Below are 21,263 nucleotides of genomic sequence, written 5' to 3' on the forward strand. Positions count from 1 at the left end.
GCGCGCTCAGCGCGCCGTCGCGGCGTCGATGAGCACCTCGGCCGCAGCGCGCGCCTGAGCCGCGACCTGCGGGTCGCCCGAGATGGCGGCCGTGCTCTGCGCGCCCTCCGCGAGGATCGAGAGCTGTGCCGCGAGGGCGGCGGGGGCTCCCGACGCCGCCACGAGCGCCGCCATGTGCTCTTGGAACGAGGCCTTGTGCTCGCGGACGATGCGGGCGACCTCGGGATGCGTTCCGCCGAGCTCGCCGAAGGCGTTGATGAACGCGCAGCCCCGGAAGTCCCCCGTGCAGAACCAGTCCTCGAGATAGCGGTAGACCGCGAGCAGGCGCTCGCGCGGATCGTGGCCGGCGGCGGCGATCGCCCCGTCGAGCGCCGACTCCCACTGGCGATGCCGACGGTCGAGCACGGCCGCGACGATGTCGTTCTTGGCGGGGAAGAGCGCGTACAGGCGCCGCAGCGACACGCCGGCCGCCGAGCGCAGCTCGTCCATGCCGACGGCCGCGTATCCCTTGCGGTAGTAGAGCTCCTCGGCCGCGGCGAGGATGCGCTCGCGTGCTTCTTCCTCGGTCATGCGCCCAGTCTACTTGACACGAGAACGATCGTTCTCTAGCGTGGATCCCACCAGCGAGAACGACCGTTCTCGGGGATCGAGAGGAAGAGATCATGGGCTACATCACCGTCGGCGACGAGAACAGCACCCCGGTCGAGCTGTACTACGAGGACCACGGGTCCGGTCAGCCGGTCGTGCTCATCCACGGCTACCCCCTGAACGGGCACAGCTGGGAGCGCCAGACGCGCGAGCTGCTCGCGCAGGGCTATCGCGTCATCACCTACGACCGCCGAGGATTCGGCCAGTCGTCGAAGGTCGGGGCGGGCTACGACTACGACACCTTCGCTGCCGACCTGAACACGGTGCTCGAGACGCTCGACCTGCGCGACGTCGTGCTCGTGGGCTTCTCGATGGGCACGGGCGAGCTCGCGCGCTACGTGGCCCGCTATGGGCACGAGCGCGTCGCGAAGCTCGCGTTCCTCGCGTCGCTCGAGCCGTTCCTCGTCGCCCGCGACGACAACCCCGAGGGCGTTCCGCAGGACGTGTTCGACGGGATCGCGGCCGCCGCGAAGGGCGACCGCTTCGCGTGGTTCACGCAGTTCTACCGCGACTTCTACAACCTCGACGAGAACCTCGGATCCCGGATCAGTCAGGAGGCCGTGACCGCCAGCTGGAACGTCGCGATCGGCAGCGCTCCGGTCGCGGCGTACGCGGTCGTGCCCGCGTGGATCGAGGACTTCCGCGGCGACGTCGAGGCCGTCCGCGCCGCCGGCAAGCCGACGCTCATCCTGCACGGCACGAAGGATCAGATCCTCCCGATCGACGCGACCGCCCGCCGGTTCCACGAGGCCGTCCCCGAGGCGGACTACGTCGAGGTCGAGGGCGCTCCGCACGGCCTGCTCTGGACGCACGCCGACGAGGTCAACGCGGCGCTCAAGGACTTCCTCGCGAAGTAGCCGCACGCGACGACGGCCCGCCCCGATCGGGGCGGGCCGTCGTCGCGTGCGGTGTCGTCGTCTCGCGCGGTGCCTCAGCCGCTTAGGGCCGCGGTCACGACCGCGCGCGCCTCCTCCTGCACCTGGCGGAGGTGCTCTTCGCCCTTGAGCGACTCGGCGTAGAGCTTGTAGACGTCCTCGGTGCCCGACGGGCGGGCGGCGAACCACGCGTGCTCCGTCTGCACCTTGAGGCCGCCGATCGCCGCGTCGTTGCCCGGAGCGTGCGAGAGCTTGGCCGTGATCGGCTCGCCCGCGAGCTCGGACGCCGAGACGTCGTCGGGGGAGAGCGCCTTGAGGGCGGACTTCTGCTCGGGGGTGGCCGGGGCGTCGACGCGCTGGTAGGCCGACGAGCCGTACTCGGCCTCGAGCTCCGCGTAGCGCTGCGAGGGCGTCTTGCCCGTGACGGCGAGGATCTCGGCCGCGAGCAGGCACAGGAGGATGCCGTCCTTGTCGGTCGTCCAGACCGAGCCGTCCATGCGGAGGAACGACGCGCCCGCCGACTCCTCGCCGCCGAACGCGACCGAGCCGTCGAGGAGACCCGGGACGAACCACTTGAAGCCGACGGGCACCTCGAGCAGGCGACGCCCGAGCGCCGCGGTCACCTTGTCGATCATCATCGACGAGACGAGCGTCTTGCCGACGGCCGCGTCCGGCGACCATCCGGGACGATGCGAGAACAGGTAGTCGATCGCGACGGCGAGGTAGTGGTTGGGGTTCATGAGCCCCGCGTCGGGCGTGACGATGCCGTGCCGATCGGCATCGGCGTCGTTGCCCGTGAGGATGTCGTACTCGTCGCGACGTGCGACGAGCGAGGCCATGGCCGACGGCGACGACGGATCCATCCGGATCTTCTCGTCCCAGTCGAGCGTCATGAACTTCCAGGTCGGGTCGACGTCGGGGTTCACGACGGTGAGCTCGAGGCCGTGCATCTCGGCTATGAGCGCCCAGTACTCGACGGACGCGCCGCCGAGCGGGTCGGCGCCGATGCGGACGCCGGCCTTGCGGATGGCCTCGACGTCGATGATCGTCGAGAGGTCGCGCACGTACGCCTCGCGGAAGTCGTACTGGCCGAGCGAGTCGAGGTCGATGTCGGCGTGCTTGACCCGCTTGACGGCGTCGAGGCCGCTCGCGATGAGCGCGTTCGCCCGGTCGGCGATCCAGCCGGTCGCATCGGTGTCGGCGGGGCCGCCGTGCGGCGGGTTGTACTTGAAGCCGCCGTCGGCCGGCGGGTTGTGGCTGGGCGTCACGACGATGCCGTCGGCGCGGCCCGGGTCGTCGGCAGCGCGGCCGCGGTTGTACGCGAGGATGGCGTGGCTGAGCGCAGGGGTCGGCACCCACGAGTCGCGCGCGTCGACGCGCACGTCGACGCCGTTCGCGACGAGCACCTCGATCGCGCTCCGCTCGGCGGGGAGCGACAGGCCGTGGGTGTCGCGGCCGAGGAAGAGCGGGCCGGCGATGCCCTGCTCGTTGCGGTAGTCGACGATCGCCTGGGTCGTCGCGAGGATGTGGTTCTCATTGAAGCTCGTCGAGAGGCTCGAGCCGCGATGGCCGCTCGTGCCGAACGCGACCTGCTGCGCGGGGATCGAGGGATCGGGTGCGCGGTCGTAGTAGGCGGAGATCAGCTCATCGACGTCGATGAGGTCGGATGCTTCAGCGGGGAGTCCGGCACGGCTCGTCATAGGGCAAGTCTGCCCCGTCGAGGCCCTCCCTGCACAGTTCTTCGTCTCGGAGCCGTCGCAGAGCCGTCTAGGCTGATCGTCATGTCGACGGATGCCCCCGAACGCCGGACGTACAGCTATCTGGGGCCTGCCGGCACCTTCACCGAGGCCGCGCTCGCGCAGGTCCCCGAGGCGCGCGGCCAGATCTGGCGCCCGGTGAGCAACGTCGGGCAGGCGCTCGCCGACGTCGTGTCGGGGCGCAGCGACGCCGCCATGATCGCGATCGAGAACTCGATCGAGGGCGGCGTCTCGAGCGCGCAGGACGCACTCGCGACCATCCCCGGGCTCCGGATCGTCGGCGAGTACCTCGTCCCCGTGCGCTTCTGGCTCGTCGCGCATCCCGGGGCCTCTCTCGACGACATCCGCGCGCAGAAGCCGGTCGGCGTCGCGGGCCATCCGGTCGCCTACGCGCAGTGCCTCGGATGGCTGGCCGACAACATCCCCGATCACGAGCACGTCGTCGCGTCGAGCAATGTCGCGAGCGCCGTGGGGATGCTCGACGGCTCGCTGCCCGCGCAGGTCGCGATCGTCGCGCCGGGCGTCGCCGAGCACCACGACGTCGAGGTGCTCGCGAAGGACATCGGCGACAACCCCGAGGCCGTCACGCGCTTCGTGCTCGTCACGCGCACGGTCGCGCCGGCCGCGCCCACCGGAGCCGACAAGACGTCGCTCGTCGCCGAGCTGCCGAAGGACGAGCCCGGCGCCCTGCTCGAGCTGCTCGAGCAGTTCTCGACGCGCGGGATCAACCTGAGCCTGCTCGAGTCGCGCCCGATCGGCGACGCCCTCGGGCGGTACCGCTTCGTCATCGACGCCGACGGGCACGTCTTCGACGAGCGGATGGCCGACGCGCTGATGGGCCTGCGGCGCTTCAGCCCGAACGTGGTGTTCCTCGGCTCGTACCCGCGCGCCGATCGCCAGGTCGTCCATTACCCGCAGCGCTATGGGGACGAGGCGTTCGTCGAGGCGCGGGACTGGCTCCGCGGCCTCCTCGCCGGCGAGCCCGAGGCGTAGCCCTTCCCGTTCTCGACCGTCCTGGTCGTTCGGGTCGTTGGGGTCGTTGGGGCTGGCCGTTCAGGTCGTCGGGGCTGGCTGTCCGGGTCGCGGTTTGCGGCCTTCCGGGGCCTCTGGGGGACGGTTTCTGCGACCTGGGCGGATGGCCGTGTTGGGGCTGGCCGTCCAGGTCGCAGTTTGCGGCCTTCCGGGGCCTTCGGGGGACGGTTTGTGCGACCTGGGCGGGTGGCCGGTTATGGCCGGCTGTCCGGGTCGCGGTTTGCGGCCTTCCGGCGCCTTCGGGGGACGGTTTGTGCGACCTGGGCGAATGGGCGATCGTTCAGGTCGCGGTTTGCGGCCTCCCGGGGCCTCCGGAGGACGGTTTGTGCGACCTGGGCGGGTGGGTGATCGTTCAGGCCAGAGCGGCAGCGAGCAGCTCGACCGTCTCGAGGCGACGGGGGGCCGCGTCCAGGGGGTCGGCGTCGTACGACCCGGCGGCGGGCGAGATCATGATCTCGTCGACACCGTGCTGAGCCGCGAACGCGCGCAGCTCGGCGGCCACGGTGTCGGGCGTGCCGACGAACCAGCGCGAGCGTGACTGCTGGATGAACGACTCCTCGAGCGCATCGGATGGCGCCGCGAGCGCCTCGTCGATCGTCTCGATCGGGCGCATGGGCTTGTTCGTGCGGAGGCGTGCGAACTGGCGCAGCTGGGGGAGCGCGCGCCGCTCGGCCTCCTCCGGCGTCTCGGCGACGACGACGTTGGCCGTGACGAACGACTTCGGTGCGTCCAGCCACGCGCTCGGCTTGAACTGGCTGCGGTAGAGGGCCATCGCGCGCTCGAGTCCGTCGCCAGCGAAGTGGTTGGCGAAGACGTAGGGCAGTCCGAAGCTCGCGGCCAGCTGCGCGGAGTAGTCGCTCGAGCCGAGCAACCACACCTCCGGAGCGCCGGTCGCGGCCGGCGTCGCGTGCACGGCGTACTCGCCGCCCGAGGTGAAGCGCACGGTCGCGCCCTCCGGGCTCATGATCGCGAGGATGTCGGTCACATGATCGGGGAACCGCTCCGCCTCGCTCGTCGTGCCCGAGCGGCGCAGGAGCTGCGTGATGACCGGGTCGCTGCCCGGTGCGCGGCCGAGGCCGAGGTCGATGCGCCCGGGAGCGAGCGCCTCGAGGGCCGCGAACTGCTCGGCGACGATCAGCGGCGCATGGTTCGGCAGCATGACGCCGCCCGACCCGATGCGGATGCGCGCAGTGCGCGCGGCCGCCGCCGCGATGAGCACGGGCGGCGTGGTCGACGCGACCGCGGGCATGTTGTGGTGCTCCGCGAACCAGTACCGGCGGTAGCCGAGCTCATCGGCGCGCTGCGCCATCTGCAGCGAGGCGGCGATCGCCTGGGAGCTGGACTGCCCGGTGCGGACCGAGACGAGATCGAGGATGGACAGAGCGGGAGCGGGTGCGTCGGACATCGCTCGAGACAACCGCGCCGCGGGCGAGCGTATTCCTCCGCACGCCGAGAACCGCCGTGCTGCCCACGGCGCCGCGGTGAGGGCATGTGCGGCGGGTTCGCGGCTACAGCTGCATGGCTGCCAGACTCGGGGCGCGTCCACGCTCGATGTGGGCATGCGCGACAGACCGTGCGAGGCCGATGTTCCCTGAAGCCATCACTTCGATGAGTTCGTCGTGCTCAGCGCATGCCTGTTCGGCATCTCGCACTGAAGTGAGGTAGAACAGCCAGATCATCCGAGGGGCGAGCTGATCCATGAACGACATCATCAGTTCGTTGCCGGCCGCTGCGACGATCAGGCGGTGGAACTCGGTGCTGCTCGTGGCGATGCCGAGTGCATCGCCCCGATGCAGTGCATCGCGCGAATGGGCGACCAGCAACTCGAGTTCACGAGTTGACTGCCCCTGCGCGATTCGGCGCGTCGCGGTCTGCACAGCCTCCACCTCGATGCCGATGCGAGTGTCGAACAGTTCGTCGACCCGGCGCCGGTCCCACGCGGTCACGACAGCGCTCCGACGGGGTTCCTGGCTTATGAAGCCGTCTCGCTCCAGTCGATGGAACGACTCCCGCAACGGCACGCGGGACACCTCGAGCGTCTCGGCGAGACGCTGCTCGTTCAACCGCATGCCTGCCGGATAGACGCCCGTGATGATGGCATGGCGGATGCGGTGGTAGATGACCTCAGGCAACGCTCCCCTTGGCACTTTCGTGGAGACGTCATCCAGCGGCGCGAGCAGGGCGATGGCGTCGGATGCCGCCGCGAGTGGCGTCACGGCATCGCGTCGGCGGGGGCCTGAGCCGGGGGAAACGACCATGACGTCCATTGTTTCTCCCCATCAGGCTGCCGGAAAGCACCGATCTTGCTGGTGCTCAACCCCGCCGTGACGAGCGCCTCGGCGAAGCGCACGGCCGCGTCGACCCCATCGATGACGGGAACGCCAAGACGCCTCGTTAGTTCCATGGACAGTCCTGCGAAGCCTGCGCAGCCCAGCACGACGGCTTCTCCGCCTCGCTCCATCACGGTGCGGGCCTCGGCTTCTAGCGTGTCGGCGACAGTGGCCGGATCGCTATGGATCGAGGCGACGGGGATGCCCGATGCGCGCACATCCACGCATCGAGTGTGGAGCCCCGCAGTCGTCAGGCTGTCCCAGATTCCGGGAATGGCGCCGCGGAGACTGGTGACGACGCCGTAGCGGCGCGAGACGAGGTTCGCCGCCATCGCCGCAGCCTCGGTGATGTCGACCACCGGAGCGTTCCATCGCTGACGGAGCCCCTCTCGACCGTGCTCCCCGAACCCGGCTGCGATGATGGCGTCGAACTCGCCCTCGTGCCGTTCCACGGCGTCCAGCATCGCCGCTGCCGCGACGAAGCTCTCGTAGTAGCCTTCCGCCGACTCAGGGCCGAAGCTCGGCGTGACGGGGAGAATCTCCGTCCCCGGCCGTGCAGCTTGCCGGGCGATGTTGGCGATGGATTCGGTCATGCTGCGATTCGTGTTGCAGTTGAGGACCAATATCCGCATCAGGCGCGTCCTCGACGACCCGCAGCACCGGACGCGGGCCCCTCGTCCACGAGCGCCTCGTACGGCAGGGGATCCTGGATGAGGAATCCGTCGGCGATGCCTTGCTGCCAGCGCTCGTAGCCAGCGCGATCGATCGTCGGGGTCGTCCACATCCGGTGCTCTCGGAACACGTTTGCCAGGCTGACGAGAATGTCGGCTGGTGCCTTCGGGAACAGTGCCATCAGGTCGTCGCGGAAGGCCTCCGCGTCGTTTGCGAGGATCCAATCCATCGCCTGCTGCAGGGCGAAGCAGAAGCGTTCCTGCGCGTTGACGATATCGGGTGTGATCCCCTCGGATTCTCGGTAGTACACACTCCACGGAATGTCGCCGCTCTCGACGACCGTCTCGAGGACGACGCTGACGTGATCATGTCGGTCCGCGAGGACACGCGCACTGAGATTGTCGATCACCAGATAGTCACCCATCCCGCCGACGAACAGCTCGCTGAGCATCGTGCCATCGAGATCCTGGATGTAGTCCACTTCGCGGGGTTCGATTCCTTGCTCACGCAGCAGCATCTTGAGGAACAGGCCGACGCTGGCCCCGTTGCTGCCCTTCATCAGCACGGTCCGCCCGCGCAGATCGGCGAGGTCGAATCTGCCGGCCTCGGGGGCGCGACCGAGAAGCGCGAGCGGTGCCCGGTTGGCGACCTGGGCGAATGCGGTGTAGCGGCGCACGCGATCGAGGTACATGCTGGGCACCCAGATGCCGCCGAGCGCGGCATCCGCCGCGTCGTCGCGCAGTCGCTTGAGAACGTCGTCCCACGGTCGCGGAACCTCCGCGGTGACCTGGAGCCCCTGTGCGGCGAATAGCCCGTGTCGGTCCGCGATGTACTCAGGCAGGTAGTTGAGGCTGTGCCCGGTGGCTGCGATGTGGAACTTCTGCATTTCTGCTTTCTCCAAGGGGATCAGGAAGCGAGATCAGACAAGAGCCGGAGTGCTCTCGCGCCGAGCGCCCGTCTCGGCGTCGAACCAGGACGCTTGAGCCGACGGGAAGGCGAGAGAGCATTCCGCGCCTGGCGACAGGCGCAGGTCATCGGGGACACGCACGCGCACGAGGTCGTGCGGAAGCAGAGAGGCGTCCTCATCGCGACTCCGCCCGAGACGGCACCCGATCAGGTTCTCGCCGCCGAGGTTCTCAACCGAGACGACCACCCCGCGGATGGGCAACGAGTCGCCGATCGCGAGGCTGATCCTCTCGGGGCGGATTCCGAGCGTCGCCGGTCCGTCACCAGGACATCCGTCGAGATGCCACGACTCGCCGTGGTCGGTCGTCACGAGCGATCCCGTTACCGTGACCGGGATGAGGTTCATGGGCGGTGAGCCGACGAATCCGGCGACGAACGTGTTCGCGGGGCGGCTGTAGATGTCGTCCGGCGTTCCGATCTGCTGGGCGACCCCGTCGCGGAGCACGATGATTCTCGTCGCCATCGTCATCGCCTCGACCTGATCGTGCGTCACGTACACGAACGTCTTCTTGATCGCGCGATGCAACGCGGTGATCTCCGACCGCATCTGCGTGCGAAGCTTCGCGTCGAGGTTCGACAGCGGCTCGTCGAGCAGATACAACGAGGGGTCGCGCACGAGAGCTCGGGCCAGGGCGACACGCTGTCGCTGGCCACCCGAGAGCTGTGCCGGCTTCCGTGACAGCAGCGCGGTGAGCTCCAGTTGCTCGGCGATCTCGTCGATCTTCTGGACGATGTCGGGATGACGGCTGATCCGCCGTCGCATGATCGAGTTCACGACGGGAAGGTGGTGATATCGCTTGAAGCGGTCCATCACGAGCGGGAAGGCAATGTTGTCCCGGACGGTCATGTGCGGGTAGAGCGCATAGGACTGGAAGACGAATGCCACTCCGCGACGGCGGACGTCCCAGTCGTTCGCCGTATCACCGTCAATGAGGAGGTGCCCGTCGCTGATATCGCTGAGTCCAGCGATCATCCGGAGCAGGGTTGATTTGCCGCAACCGGAAGGCCCGAGGAGGACGAGGAACTCGCCGTCGGGCACATCGGCGTCGACGCCGCTGACGACACGGTTGTCGCCGTAGCTCTTGGAGACGGAGCGGAGCGCGAGATCAGGCATGATCACCCCTTCACGGCCCCGGCCGTCAGACCGGAGACCATCTTTCGTTGGACGATGAGGAAGAACACGATGGCGGGCAAGCTGAACAGCAGCGCCGACGCCATCACCGCGGCCAGAGGCGTGTCGTACTGGCCGATGAACGACGCAAGGCCCACGGACGCGGGCCAGAGCGTCTCATCGAGCAGGAACGTGTTTGCGAACAGGAACTCGTTCCAGCCGGAGAAGAATGACATGACGGCCGCGGCCGCGATGCTCGGCATGATGAGCGGAAGAACGATCATCGTCAGCGCGCTTGCGCGTGGTGCGCCGTCGATCGCAGCAGACTCCTCGATCTCCTGCGGGATCGCGTCGATCGCGCCCTTCAGTACGAACGTGGCGACTGGCAGCGCGAACCCGGCGTTGGCAAGGACGAGCCCCCACAGGTTGTTCAGCAGGCCCAGCGAGATGAACAGCGCGTAGAGCGGGACGAGCACGAGCGCCTCGGGCAGCACTTGCGTGATGAACAGCAGGAAGGAGACGAGTCCCTTGCCCCGGAAGCGGAACCTGCTCAGCGCGTATCCGGCCAGGCAACCCAAGAGCAGGCTGACGACGGTCGTGCCGATCGCGACGAAGAGCGAGTTGCCCATCCACGCCAGCAGCGGCACATCCATGAGCTGGTCGAGCACGGCGGGAATCTGCTGCGGCTGTGGCCACGGCACCTGTCCGGTGCCGTACAGCTGCCTGTTCGTACTCAGCGCCGTATTCAGCATCCAGTAGACCGGGAAGCCGGCGCAGACCACGAGGATCACGATGATGAGGGCGCGGGAAGCGCGTCCGACGACTCGCGAAGCGCTCACGACGCGGCACCTCCCTTACGGCGTCCCTCGATCAAGGAGTACAGGACAGTGACAGCCAGCGACACGGCCAAGCCCACGACACCGAACGTCGCGGCGGCGCCGAGGTCGTAGTTCTCGAAAGCCTCTCTGCGCAACTGAATGACAAGGGTGCTCGTGCTGCCGAGCGGGCCACCGCCGGTGAGCAGGTAGATGATCTCGAACCGTCGGATCGTCCATACCGTCGCGAGCAGCGCCGACAGAGCGATCGCCGGACGGATGTGCGGCAGCGTGGCCGTGCGAAACACGTTCAAGGCGTCGGCGCCGTCGATGCGCGCTGCTTCCCGAAGCTCCGGGGGCACACCTTGAAGAGCAGCGAGCGTGGTCAGCATCACAAAGGGCGCAACCTGCCACACGGTCGTCAGTGTTACGGACCAGATCGCCACGCTGCTGTCCGTCAGCCAGCCGATGGGGGAGCCGCCGAGCGCCGTCACCAGTGCGTTCAGGACGCCCGACTGCTGGTTGTACATCCACGACCAGATCAGAGCCGCGGCGACGTTGGGTACAGCCCAGCCGAACAGCAGGACAGCTCTCGCGATGGACCGCCCGGGGAAGGGCCGATCCACCGCCAGAGCGGAGACGACTCCGATGATCAGCGAAGCGACGACCGTGGCGACCGTGTAGAGCGCAGTGACTCCGAGCGCCTGCCGCAGTTGCGGCGACGCCAGAACCTCCTCGTAGTTGCCGAGGCCGATGAAGTCTCCCCCGTTCGGGTTCGCAATGCCCGCGTCCGTGAAGCTGATCCAGATCTCCCGCGCGAGCGGGTAGAACACCACCACGCCGAGGAAGAGCATCGGGAGCATCAGGAAGAGATAGGGAACTGCTCTTCCGTGCGACGGCGTTCGCGCCGGCAGACTCGCCAGGGTCGTCATCCGCTGCCTACTCCCCGAACCGCTCGTCGATCGCCAGCTGAGCGGCAGCGAGTTCGTCCGCTGGGTCGGCGTCGTCGGCGATGACGCGTTCCACGGCCTCCATAACGATCCGCATGATCTGCGGGGTGTCGACCTCGTGGCCCTCAATGAGGGTGCTGTGTGCGTTCGGCGCCAGTTCCGCGAAGGTGGGGGCCCACGGGTTCTGGGCGACGAACTCATCGAGGAGCGGCACGTCTGTGGCGAGGGTGTCCGGCCCGGAAGCGGCGCGAAGGGCCTCCTGCCCCTCCGGCCCGGCGAGCCAAGTCACGAACTCCTTGGCCGCGTCCTCGTGGTCGGTTGCACTGCTGACTCCGACGAACAGCTGCTGATATGCGCCAGGCTCATCGAACGGGAGCGGTGCGGCGCCTACGGAGGACGAGGGGATCGTCCCACCGCTGGCGATGTTCAGGGTGCCTCCCGAGTTGTCGATGGAGAACCCGACGGCGCCCTCCTTGAATCGGGTGCGCTGAGTTGGCATGTCCTCACCGGCCGGGATGAGCGATGCATCGACCAGCTTCGCGAACCCCTCAACGGCAGCGACATTCTCCGGTGTGTCGATGGTGAGACTCTCGCCGTCCGACCAGCTGCCGCCGAACCCGTAGACCCAGTTCTGGAAGTCCATGAACCAGCCGTTGAAGTCAGTGATGCTCGTGCGACCGGTGAAGCCCGTCGCGCCCGTGTCGGCGATCAGCTGGGCGTTCTCGATCAGATCATCCAGGGTCGTCGGGACTTCGGCGCCCGACGACTCGAGGAGGTCGGCGTTGTAGATGAGTGCGTAGACAGCACGCTGCCACGCGAGGCCATACACCTCGCCGTCGATCTCACCGCCTTCATTCGTCGCGTTCAGGTTGTCAATGCTGCGGAGGGCGTCATCGATCGGTGCGAGGAACCCCGCGTCCTGCAGCGTGTAGAACAGGCCCTCCTGAATGATCGCGATGTCGGGCCCCTGGCCCGCGCCGAACTCGGTGGTGAGCTTCGCGTCGATCTCGGCCGATGGGATCGCCTCCTGTTCGAGGACGATGCCGGGGTGGCTGTCTTCGAACGTCTTCACCGCGTTCCAGAGGCTCTCGCCGCGCAGCGCATCGAGCCACTGCGAGTTGGCGATGACCAGGGTGATCTCCTCGTCGCTCGAGGAAGCGGAGGTGCCCGGCGAAGCGCAGCCGCTGAGGAGGAGCACGCTGGCTGCGGTGATCGCCAGGGCGTTTCGGGACCTTCTGGTGAGGGGACGGGTCATGGTTCAGCCTTTCGGGAATCGGGATGACGCAGGGCAGAACTTCTCAGTCGGAAGCCAGGGGCCAGTTCCACGCATTCGACGGCGCGAATCTCTCGGCGAAAGCGACGGCGATGTCGTTGCGGCGTGCGATCCACACGTCGTCGAAGCCGCGCACGTAGTCGAGGAAGCGCAACAGCGCCGCGACCCGCCCGGGGCGCATGATCCGTGCATGGAGGCCGATCGACATCATCCGGCCGATCTCGGCGCTCTCGTCATAGAGAACGTCGAACGCAGAACGGAGGTAGTCGAAGAAGTCGGCGCTGCCCGTGAAGCCGGGGCCGGTCTGCCCACCCCAGAAACGCGCGTCGTTCGTATCGACGGCGTAGGGCACGACCAACATTGGACGACCGGCGACATCCGTGTAGTAGGGCAAATCATCATTCGCTGTCGCGGAGTCGTAGAGGAACCCCTCCTCAGCGAGGAGACGACGGTGCGCTCCGTGATCGGGGGGCGAGGGAATGCGCCGAGGATGCGCTTGCCTGTGAGTTCGAGCGTCTGTTCGACGCTGTGTCGCAAGTCCGCGCGCTCTGCTTCCTCGCTGCGACCGATGATGCTGATCGAGCGCGAGCCATGGGAGACGAAGTCGCAGTCGGCCTGCGAGAACGCGTCAGCGATGTGGGGGCTCACGGCGAGGGACTCGGAAGACACGAAGACGCTGAACGGCACGTCATGTTCGCGGAACACACGGAGCAGCCGCCAGATGCCGGCTCGCGTGCCGTACTCGTACTCTCCCTCCTGCATCAGGTCGCGTTCCGACGGAGGGAGCGGGCTGCGCACCCAGGTCCGCGAATCGCGCGTGCCGTCGCCGAGCAGCGGGCTTCGTTCTGTGCCCTCCTCGAAGTTGATGGCGAAATTCACTGCGACCCGAGCCCCGCCCGGCCACTGAAACGGCGGAGGCTGATCTGCGTAGCCCACGAAGTCACGCGGTCGCTCACCAGCGCCTTGATTCCAGTCCAGTGGCACGTCATCTCCTCTTGTACACAAGTGGCGCGATCCGGATGAGGAAAGTGGCCTTTCCTCGGGCGCTTGTATTACAAGATGGCGCCGTGCCATTTCGGGGCGATTGGCTGCCGATTACAACCGCGTAAACAGCCCGATCCGCGTCGCGAGAGGGCGAGGTAGACGCTCAGATCGCGGTATTGCCGCTGATGAACTTGCGCGGCATCCTCTCGTTACCGCCCTACAGTCCCCAGTCGTCCGCGACGCGCGGGGCGATGTGGCGGACCCAGGGCGTCGACAGGTGGCTGTCGTCCTCGTAGACCGGGTACTCGTCGACGACGAGCGGGCAGCGTCCGTCGAGGCAGGCGTACCCGACGACGTCGATGTACTCGGCGCCGACGTCGGCAGCCTCCACGGCGGCCTTCGTCAACGCGTTGCTCTCGTACTCGAGACCGCCCGGCGCCGAGATGCACGAGGCCTGCGCGGCGCCGGGTGCGGTCAGGCACTCGGCAGGGCCGGGGCGCGTGGGCACGTCGCCGAGCACGCGGATGTCATCGGTCACGCCGGCGAGCTCGGCGACCGACGCCTCGACCGCGGCGGACCACTGGTCGCGCGCGCTCACCCCTCCGCGGCCATCCTGCAGGAAGAGCATGCCGCGCGCGGTCGTGAAGATCGTGTCGGGTCGCAGCTCGGCGAGCTCCGCGCTCGTCCAGCTGCGGAACGCGTCGCACTCCTCCTGCGTCATCGCCTTGGCCGCCTGATAGACGGGGTAGTGCGCGCACGCGAGCTTCGCGAACATCCGCACCTGGTAGCCGCGCTCGCGGCCGATCTCGTCGAACGCCGGCAGCCACATCGCCGCGTGCGAGTCGCCGACGAGGGCGATGACGCGGTCGGCGCTCTCGTCGCCGAAGACGCACTCGGGGGCGCTCGTCTGGCCATCCGTCGCGAAGCATCCCTCGCCGACCGCACCCCAGTTGTCCTTTGTGAGCGCCGAGCCGTCGATGGACGGAGGGATGGGCGCGCCCTCGTCGGCGAGGCGGAGTGCGGTCTCCAGCTCCCACGCCACGTCGGGGGTGCCGCCGAGCTGGGTGAAGCCGCTCGTCTCGCCGCTCTCGAACCACGCGGCCGCCGCGCGGTCCGCCGCCTGGTCGCGGTAGTCGGCCAGAGCCGTCGCCGCGAGCGCGCCGACGAGCACGACGGCGACCGAGGCGGGCCAGAGAGCGAGCGCGCGTCGCCCCTGCGAGATGAACGGGACGCGCCGGTGGTGGAACGGCACCTCGACGAGGTGGTAGCTGACGGCCGAGAGAGCCACGGCGACGCCCACCGCGAGCGCGCCCGACGCGAGAGGCGGCGTGTCGTCGGGAAGGATGGCCGGCACGAGCAGGATCGCGGGCCAGTGCCAGAGGTAGAGCGAGAACGACACATCGCCGATCCATCGCAGGGGGCGCAGCGACAGCAGGCGCCCGACGAGGCAGCGCGGACCCGAGGCGAGCAGCAGCACGGTGCCGATCGTCGGCACGAGGGCCTGCCATCCCGGGAACGCCGAGCCGGCGTCGAACGCGACCGCCGCGACGGCGATGAGGATGGCGCCGAGCAGGCTCGTGAGGGCGCGCCAAGGTGCGCGGAGGGTGGCGGGCAGCACGCACGCGAGCAGAGCGCCCGCGGCGAGCTCGTACGCGCGAGCCGGGGTGTTGAAGTAGGCCGCCGCGGGGGAGGAAGCCGTGTAGAGGAGCGACCAGATGAGCGAGCCCGCGAACACCGCGGCCGCCGCGATCATGAACGCCCGCCGCGACAGACGCGTGAGGACGAGCATCGCGAGCAGCGGCCAGACGAGGTAGAACTGCTCCTCGACCGCGAGCGACCAGTAGTGCTGCAGGAGCGACGGCTCGCTCGAGGAGAAGTAGTCCGTGCCCTGCGCCGCGAGGTGCGCGTTCGCGAGGAAGACCGCCGACCACCGCGCGTCTGACGTCGTCTGCGCGACCTGCGTCGTGGGCAGGAGCGCGGCCGCGGCCGCGAGCACCGCGAGGATGACGACGGTCGCCGCGGGGAGGATGCGCCGCGCGCGCCGCACATAGAAGTCCGCGATGCTGATCCGACCCGTGCGCTCGTGCTCGCGCAGGAGAAGGCCCGTGATGAGGTAGCCCGAGATCACGAAGAACACGTCGACGCCGATGAAGCCGCCGTCGAGGCGCGGCACGCCCGCGTGCGCGAGGACGACGAGCCCGACCGCGATCGCGCGGAGCCCCTGGATGTCGGTGCGCCAGGTGCCGCGCCGCGCGGGCTCGCCGGTCGCGGGCACGCGCGTGTCGGGGGCGGCTGTCGTCTGCATCGCGAGAGACCATACGACGTCGAGCCGAGGAAGTCCGGCAAGCGCGGGCCGGCTCTGCCCGGGGTGTTCGCACGCGGGGAGATAGCCTCGGGAGTATGGGCGTCGAGGTGTTCGTGATTCTCGTCTGTTCCGTCGCGGTCGCGGCTTTCGCCCGATGGCGAGGATGGCCGGCGCCGCTGGTCGTGACCGCGGTCGCGCTCGCGGCCTCGCTGCTGCCGTTCGTGCCGACGGTCGAGATCGACGGTCACCTGCTGCTCAACCTCACCCTGCCGCCGCTGCTCTACTCGGCCGCGCTCGAGGTCTCGTTCGTGAGCTTCAAGCGATCGCTTCCGCACATCCGCCGTCTCGGTGTCGGCCTCGTCGTCGTGACGGCTGCGGCCGTCGGTCTCGTGGCGTGGCTCATCATGCCCGAGCTCACGATCGCGGGCGCGCTGCTGCTCGGCGCGATCGTCGGGCCGCCCGACGCCGTGTCGGCGGCCGCGATCGCCCGGAAGCTTGGGCTGCCGCGCCGCGTGATGACCGTGATGTCGGGTGAGAGCCTCATCAACGACGCGACGTCGCTCACGCTCGTGCGCGTCTTCGCGGCCATCGTCGCGGGAGCGACCGTGACGGTGTGGGATGGCGTCGTCGAGTTCGCGCTCGCGGTGGTCGTCGGCGTCGCGGTCGGCCTCGTGTTCGGCATCGTGCTGCACCAGCTGCGCCTGCGGATCAGCGACCCGGTCGTGACGGGGACCGTCGGCCTCCTCGTGCCGTTCGGCGCCTACGCGGTCGCCGAGCAGCTGCACGGATCGGGCGTCCTCGCGGTCGTCGCGATGGGGCTGTACGTCGGCTTCAACGCTCCGAAGACGCGGTATGTCACGCGGCAGCAGGATGGCCCGCTGTGGTCGTCGATGGACTTCCTCCTCGAGAGCTTCGTCTTCGCGTACATCGGCCTCCAGCTGCCCGACGTCGTGCGCGAGCTGGGCGGCGTCTCGGGCGTGCAGACGCTCGTGCTCGCGCTCGCCGTGCTCGTCGTGGTCCTGCTCGTGCGCCCGGTGTTCGTGTACGCGAGCTATGCGTGGGGTCAGATGTGGCAGCGGCTCCGCCTGCTGCGGTGGAAGCACGCGGCCGAGGAGTTCCGCGCGAACCCCGACAGCCCGCGGGCGCGGATGGTCCGCCGGCAGCGCGAGCGCCTCGAGCGGCACGGTCGCCCCGTGACCGAGAAGACCATCCGCCAGCGGATCATCGAGCCCCCGATGTCGGTGCAGGAGCGGGCGGTCGTCTCGTGGGCCGGCATGCGCGGCGTCGTGACGCTCGCGATGGCGGCGGCCCTGCCCGACCTCACCGAGGGCGGGATGTCGCACGGGAACGTCGAGGTGCTCATCGTGTGCGCGTTCGTCGTCACGGTCGGGACGCTGCTGCTGCAGGGCCTCACCCTCGCGCCGCTGATCAAGGCGCTCGGCGTGAACGCCGACGCCGAGCGCGCCGCGGATGCCCGCCAGCTCGAGGCCATCCGCCGGCGCAGCGCCGAGGCCGGGCGCGAGTACCTGCGCGTCAAGCAGCAGGAGTGGGCGGAGCTGTACGGCGAGGACTCGATCGACAAGTTCAACAAGGTCGCCCGGTCGCTTCTGCGGGTCGAGAAGAACGCCGACAAGGCCGAGCGGGCGCTCGAGCGCGCGGAGGGGGCGCCGCCGATCCTCAAGCGCCCCAGCTACGAGAGCGTGCGCGACCTGTCGAAGGGGTGGCTCGAGGTGCGCCGCCAGGTGCTGCTCGAGGAGCGCGATCGCGGCAACCTCAGCGAGGAGGTCATGCGCGAGCTGATCACCGCCATGGACGCCGAGGAGCTCGCGCTCGACACCCGCGGGAACTTGCGGCCGCCGACCCGCTGACGCGCGACCATCCGAGGACGACGAAGGCGGCCATCCGATCGGATGGCCGCCTTCGTGCGGAGATCAGGCGCGCGGGATGAGGGTGCCGCCGTTCGCGACGTAGCTCACGCAGGCGCCCGTGTTCCGGAACGACGAGCCGTCAGCGCGTGTGACGTCGGCATATCCGCCGTGCTGACAGGTCTTCGCCGACAGCGACTGCCCGCTGGGCACGGTCACCGTGGTCGAGCGCGTCACGCTGTTCACGGTGACCTCGACGGTCGCTACGCCGGGTGAGACGGCGGTGAGCTCGCCGGTCGCGGGATTGAGGCGCACGACCTCGGCCTTGCGCTCGGGCGTCGATCCGTCGTCCACCACGACCCCGTCGCCGCCCCACGTCGCGCTCATGGGCCATCCGACCGGCACCTCGCGCTCGCCGTCCTGAAGCACGACGGCGCCCACCTCGGCGGTTGCGCCGACCGGCAGTGTCTCCGGGACGCCGTTCAGGACGAGGTCGTCGACACGCGGGCGTACCTCGGCCTGCAGCCAGGCCGTCCGGTCCACCACGGGCTCCGGGGTCGCACCGACGGCGCCCTTCCCCGGGTCGAAGCCGAGCATGCCCCAGCCCGTGAAGCCGCCCAGCGCAGTGTCGCCCGAGGGGCTCTTCCCGGAGTTCCCATTGGTCAGATAGCTCACACCCTCCCCGCCGCGAGCGGAGAAGCTGCCGACGTGGCCGTTGACGACGGCGATCGACTTCCCGCTCTCCGCGCGGAACTCTGCGAACGTCTTCTCGAGCTCGCGCGCCTCGACGCGATCGGAGAGCTGACTGTGGTCGCCCACCAGGTGGTCCTGCGTCGGGTGGTGGAAGAAGACCGCGACCCCCGTGATGGAGCGGTCCTCCGCAGCTCCCGCCAGGGCGTCCTCGAGGAATCGCAGCTGTGCAGCCCCGGCGCCCCGGCTGCCGATGGTGCCGTCCGCGGAGTTCAGCGTGATGATGCGCGTGCCCGCGAGATCCTGAACCGTCCGGGTGTCGCCGAACTGCTCCTCGAAGTTGCGGATGTCGCCGCCCATGATCTCGTGGTTGCCGGGCGCGTAGACCCAGGGGACGGCATCGCCCACCTCCTCGTCGAGGATGCGGCGGGCGAGATCGAAGTCGGCGGGGCTCGCCTCGTCGACGAAGTCGCCGTCGATCACCAGCAGGTCGGGCCGCGCGGCCACGATCTCGCTGAGCGTGCGTCGGGCAGCGTCGACGAGGTCGCTCTCCGGACTGCGCGCCACGAACTGGGAGTCGCTCATGACGGCGATCCGCAGCGGACGCTCGTCGACCGTGCCCTGCGTGCGGATCAGCGGATCGAAGACGGGGGCCTGCGCGGGCTGCGCGACCTCGGGGGCCGAGATGACGCCGACATCGGAGATCTGGATGGAGCCGTGATAGCTCGCAGTGGACCGCGTCTCCATGATCCGCACACGCTCGAGAGTCAACGGGAACGCGGTGCCCGCTGGCACGGTGAACTCGACCTCTCGCCATCCCTCCCACGTGATCGTCGGACCGTCGAGGTTGGTGCTGGCGGTCGCCCCCGCCGACCGCACCTGCAGTCGCGGCCAGGCGCCCGATCCGTCCCCGTCGATCCACAGCGTGACCGACTTCGGCTGGCCCGGGAGCTCGACCGGCTGCGGCGCGATCGCGTAGAAGCCTCGTGTTCCCGTGCTCGACGTGAAGTCGTAGTCGAGACGAAGCGCGTCCTGCCCCTCGGGGCCGGATCCGGGTGCCGGCGCGAGGGTGCCGGTGGCGCGGGCCGTACCGGAGGTCCAGGCATCGCCGTCGGAGAAATCGAGGACGCGCTCCTTCGCGAGCCCGACCGTCACGGCTGCTTCGAAAGGGCGGCCGGCGACGTCGAAGCGCACCGTCGCGGAGCCGGACTCGACGAGCGGGGTGATCCGGAAGGCATCGGTCCCGACCGGCTCCACCGCGACCTCCGCGCCCGCGTCGACTCGGACATCCGAGACCTCGATCGGCGCGCTGTTGCCGTCGCCGTCGAACCCCGTCAGGCGGATCGTCGCGGTCTCGGTCGCATCGAGGAAGGAGATCACGCTCTGCGACCCGCTGACGTGGTCGAGCTCGCCGAGCACACGCAGGTCTGCCGTGCCCGTCAGACCCTGCTCCGCGGCGAAGGAGACCCGGTGGACTCCGGATGCCGTTCCGGTGAGGACGGCGGAAGCGCCGTCGGTCTCACGCACCTCCAGACCCCTCTCGGCCGAGAAGCGCCCGCTGATCGGCGTCGCAGCGAGGTCGGCGTCCAGGCCCGTCGCCCGGACGGTGCGGGCGAGGCCGGGGAACACCGCATCGGCGCCCGCCACCGCCGGTGCCACCTGCACCTCGTTCGCCTCCCCGGTCCCCGCGTCTGAATAGAAGACGAGCGCGTTCGCGACCAGGCGCTCCGAGCCATCCGACGGCCGATTCATCAGCTGGAGGTCGGATGTGCCGGCGGGACGAGCGAGCATCGTCGTCGATCCTCCGCCGTCGAGGTTCACGGCGTTGTGCGCGCCGAGGTCCAGCATGAGCTGCGCGAGCTCCTGGACGGTCTGCCCGCGGCTGTCGGCCGCGCGACCGTCGATCGTGACGACGTAGATCTCCGTGCCGTCCTCGTTCACGCCCACCGCCGTGCGCGCAGCCTCGACCTGGTCGGCTGTGCCCTTCCGCCCGTTCTCCACCAGGCGCTGGCTTCCGCTGACGGCGAGGTCGACATCCGCGGAGGGGCCGACGGAGATCTGCACCGTGTCGCCCACCTCGAGCGCGGCGATCGCGTCGGCGCCGCTCTCGCGCCCGAGCAGGACATGGCCGTCCGCGGGGATCGCGGGCTCGCCCGCACCCTCGCCGACGGCAGTGACCACGCCGTCGACGACGGTGGCCCTGGCGACATGCGATGAGATGGCGGCAGGGCCGCCGACGGGGTTGTCGAGTGTGTAGTCGCCCCACGCCGCCGTGTAGACGCCCACTCCATCGCGCGGGATCGACGGCGCGTTGACGGCGTCGATCCTGACGTCGCCTGCAGGGGTGGTCAGAGTTCCCTCCGCCATGAGGGTCTGGACCGCGGCGATGCCGTCGGCGACGGTGAACGCCTCGCGCGGCGATGCAGCACCCGTCCGGATGCCGTCGCGGGAGACGTTTGTGCCCACGGGAGCGCCCGTCGCGTTCATGTCGAAGTAGTCGCCGTTGACGGCCGCCACGGCGCGCGTGCCGGCGACCTGCTCGCTCACCGGCGCCGGCTCGGTGATGGTGCCGGAGTCGACGACGTCCATCGAGAGGGTCGGTGTCGTGAGATCGGCGACGAGGATGTCGCCCGTGACCCACCCTCCGTCCTCGAGACGGGAGAACGAGACATGGTCCAGACCGGGCGCGATGCGCTGCGCGTCGGCCTCGAGCAGGGAGGATCCGCCGCCCTGGAGGTTCAGGCCCAGCGTGTCCTCGGGGAGCGCCGCGGTGGCTGGCGCGGGAACGGAGACGAGCAGAGCGCCGGTGAGCGTGACGACGGTGAGCGCGGAAAGGCGCGTGCGAGCAGAGAGGTACCGCATGAAGGAGTGCTCCTCGGGAGTCGGGTGGGAGACCCGATCACGCTAGGAACCGCCCGTGGCCGTCTGGTGAACGCGCGATGAAAGCGCTCCGCGACCATCCGAGGACGACGAAGGCGGCCATCCGATCG

16 protein-coding genes are annotated in these 21,263 nt (G+C 69.2%); 3 read left to right on the forward strand and 13 right to left on the reverse strand.

Annotation, left to right across the window (positions count from 1 at the left end):
- Positions 1 to 6: 6 nt before the first annotated feature.
- The gene (locus ACOWU6_RS02270) at positions 7 to 570 is read right to left on the reverse strand and encodes a TetR/AcrR family transcriptional regulator (RefSeq protein ID WP_421074564.1); all 564 of its coding nucleotides are present in this window, start codon (positions 568 to 570) and stop codon (positions 7 to 9) included.
- A gap of 92 nt (positions 571 to 662) precedes the next feature.
- On the opposite strand from ACOWU6_RS02270, the gene ACOWU6_RS02275 reads away from it, so the two are divergent.
- A complete protein-coding gene (locus tag ACOWU6_RS02275; protein WP_282979027.1) occupies positions 663 to 1,505 on the forward strand; it encodes an alpha/beta fold hydrolase in 843 nt (280 codons plus the stop codon).
- A 74-nt stretch (positions 1,506 to 1,579) separates the two neighbouring features.
- Here ACOWU6_RS02275 and pgm read toward each other — a convergent pair whose 3' ends face one another.
- Positions 1,580 to 3,223 carry a phosphoglucomutase (alpha-D-glucose-1,6-bisphosphate-dependent) gene (pgm, locus tag ACOWU6_RS02280; RefSeq protein WP_421074565.1) on the reverse strand — a complete coding sequence of 548 codons (1,644 nt, stop codon included), beginning with the start codon at positions 3,221 to 3,223 and terminating at the stop codon, positions 1,580 to 1,582.
- Positions 3,224 to 3,304: 81 nt separating this feature from the next.
- Here pgm and pheA point away from each other — a divergent pair, with 81 nt between their 5' ends.
- Positions 3,305 to 4,273 (forward strand): prephenate dehydratase, encoded by a 969-nt coding sequence (gene pheA / locus ACOWU6_RS02285; protein WP_271173164.1) that lies wholly within the window; start codon positions 3,305 to 3,307, stop codon positions 4,271 to 4,273.
- 391 nt (positions 4,274 to 4,664) lie between these two features.
- Here the strand turns inward: pheA and ACOWU6_RS02290 are convergent, their stop codons facing one another.
- The 10 genes from ACOWU6_RS02290 to ACOWU6_RS02335 all read right to left on the reverse strand — a co-directional run bounded on the left by ACOWU6_RS02290 (position 4,665) and on the right by ACOWU6_RS02335 (position 15,718).
- Complete coding sequence (locus ACOWU6_RS02290; protein WP_421074566.1) at positions 4,665 to 5,717, reverse strand: LLM class flavin-dependent oxidoreductase; 1,053 nt, start codon at positions 5,715 to 5,717, stop codon at positions 4,665 to 4,667.
- Between the two features lie 103 nt (positions 5,718 to 5,820).
- Positions 5,821 to 6,528 (reverse strand): GntR family transcriptional regulator, encoded by a 708-nt coding sequence (locus tag ACOWU6_RS02295; RefSeq protein ID WP_421074567.1) that lies wholly within the window; start codon positions 6,526 to 6,528, stop codon positions 5,821 to 5,823.
- Positions 6,525 to 7,274 (reverse strand): aspartate/glutamate racemase family protein, encoded by a 750-nt coding sequence (locus ACOWU6_RS02300; protein WP_421074568.1) that lies wholly within the window; start codon positions 7,272 to 7,274, stop codon positions 6,525 to 6,527. Before ACOWU6_RS02300 ends, ACOWU6_RS02295 begins: the two co-directional genes overlap by 4 nt.
- Positions 7,274 to 8,200 carry an ABC transporter substrate-binding protein gene (locus ACOWU6_RS02305; RefSeq protein WP_421074569.1) on the reverse strand — a complete coding sequence of 309 codons (927 nt, stop codon included), beginning with the start codon at positions 8,198 to 8,200 and terminating at the stop codon, positions 7,274 to 7,276. Before ACOWU6_RS02305 ends, ACOWU6_RS02300 begins: the two co-directional genes overlap by 1 nt.
- A gap of 33 nt (positions 8,201 to 8,233) precedes the next feature.
- A complete protein-coding gene (locus ACOWU6_RS02310) occupies positions 8,234 to 9,394 on the reverse strand; it encodes an ABC transporter ATP-binding protein (RefSeq protein WP_421074570.1) in 1,161 nt (386 codons plus the stop codon).
- Positions 9,395 to 9,396: 2 nt separating this feature from the next.
- Positions 9,397 to 10,230, reverse strand: a complete 834-nt coding sequence (locus ACOWU6_RS02315) for a carbohydrate ABC transporter permease (protein ID WP_421074571.1) — start codon at positions 10,228 to 10,230, stop codon at positions 9,397 to 9,399.
- Positions 10,227 to 11,138 carry a carbohydrate ABC transporter permease gene (locus ACOWU6_RS02320; protein ID WP_421074572.1) on the reverse strand — a complete coding sequence of 304 codons (912 nt, stop codon included), beginning with the start codon at positions 11,136 to 11,138 and terminating at the stop codon, positions 10,227 to 10,229. The genes ACOWU6_RS02315 and ACOWU6_RS02320 overlap by 4 nt, the downstream gene beginning before the upstream one ends.
- A gap of 7 nt (positions 11,139 to 11,145) precedes the next feature.
- A complete protein-coding gene (locus ACOWU6_RS02325; protein WP_421074573.1) occupies positions 11,146 to 12,411 on the reverse strand; it encodes an ABC transporter substrate-binding protein in 1,266 nt (421 codons plus the stop codon).
- Between the two features lie 43 nt (positions 12,412 to 12,454).
- Positions 12,455 to 12,823, reverse strand: coding sequence for a hypothetical protein (locus tag ACOWU6_RS02330; RefSeq protein ID WP_421074574.1), 369 nt, complete (start codon positions 12,821 to 12,823; stop codon positions 12,455 to 12,457).
- Between the two features lie 807 nt (positions 12,824 to 13,630).
- Positions 13,631 to 15,718, reverse strand: a complete 2,088-nt coding sequence (locus ACOWU6_RS02335; protein ID WP_421074575.1) for an acyltransferase family protein — start codon at positions 15,716 to 15,718, stop codon at positions 13,631 to 13,633.
- 95 nt (positions 15,719 to 15,813) lie between these two features.
- On the opposite strand from ACOWU6_RS02335, the gene ACOWU6_RS02340 reads away from it, so the two are divergent.
- Positions 15,814 to 17,586, forward strand: coding sequence for a cation:proton antiporter (locus tag ACOWU6_RS02340; protein WP_271173159.1), 1,773 nt, complete (start codon positions 15,814 to 15,816; stop codon positions 17,584 to 17,586).
- 63 nt (positions 17,587 to 17,649) lie between these two features.
- Here ACOWU6_RS02340 and ACOWU6_RS02345 read toward each other — a convergent pair whose 3' ends face one another.
- Positions 17,650 to 21,135 carry a phosphodiester glycosidase family protein gene (locus ACOWU6_RS02345; protein ID WP_421074576.1) on the reverse strand — a complete coding sequence of 1,162 codons (3,486 nt, stop codon included), beginning with the start codon at positions 21,133 to 21,135 and terminating at the stop codon, positions 17,650 to 17,652.
- Positions 21,136 to 21,263 lie beyond the last annotated feature (128 nt).

The organism is Microbacterium sp. SA156 (assembly GCF_049065455.1).
Classification (GTDB): domain Bacteria; phylum Actinomycetota; class Actinomycetes; order Actinomycetales; family Microbacteriaceae; genus Microbacterium; species Microbacterium barkeri.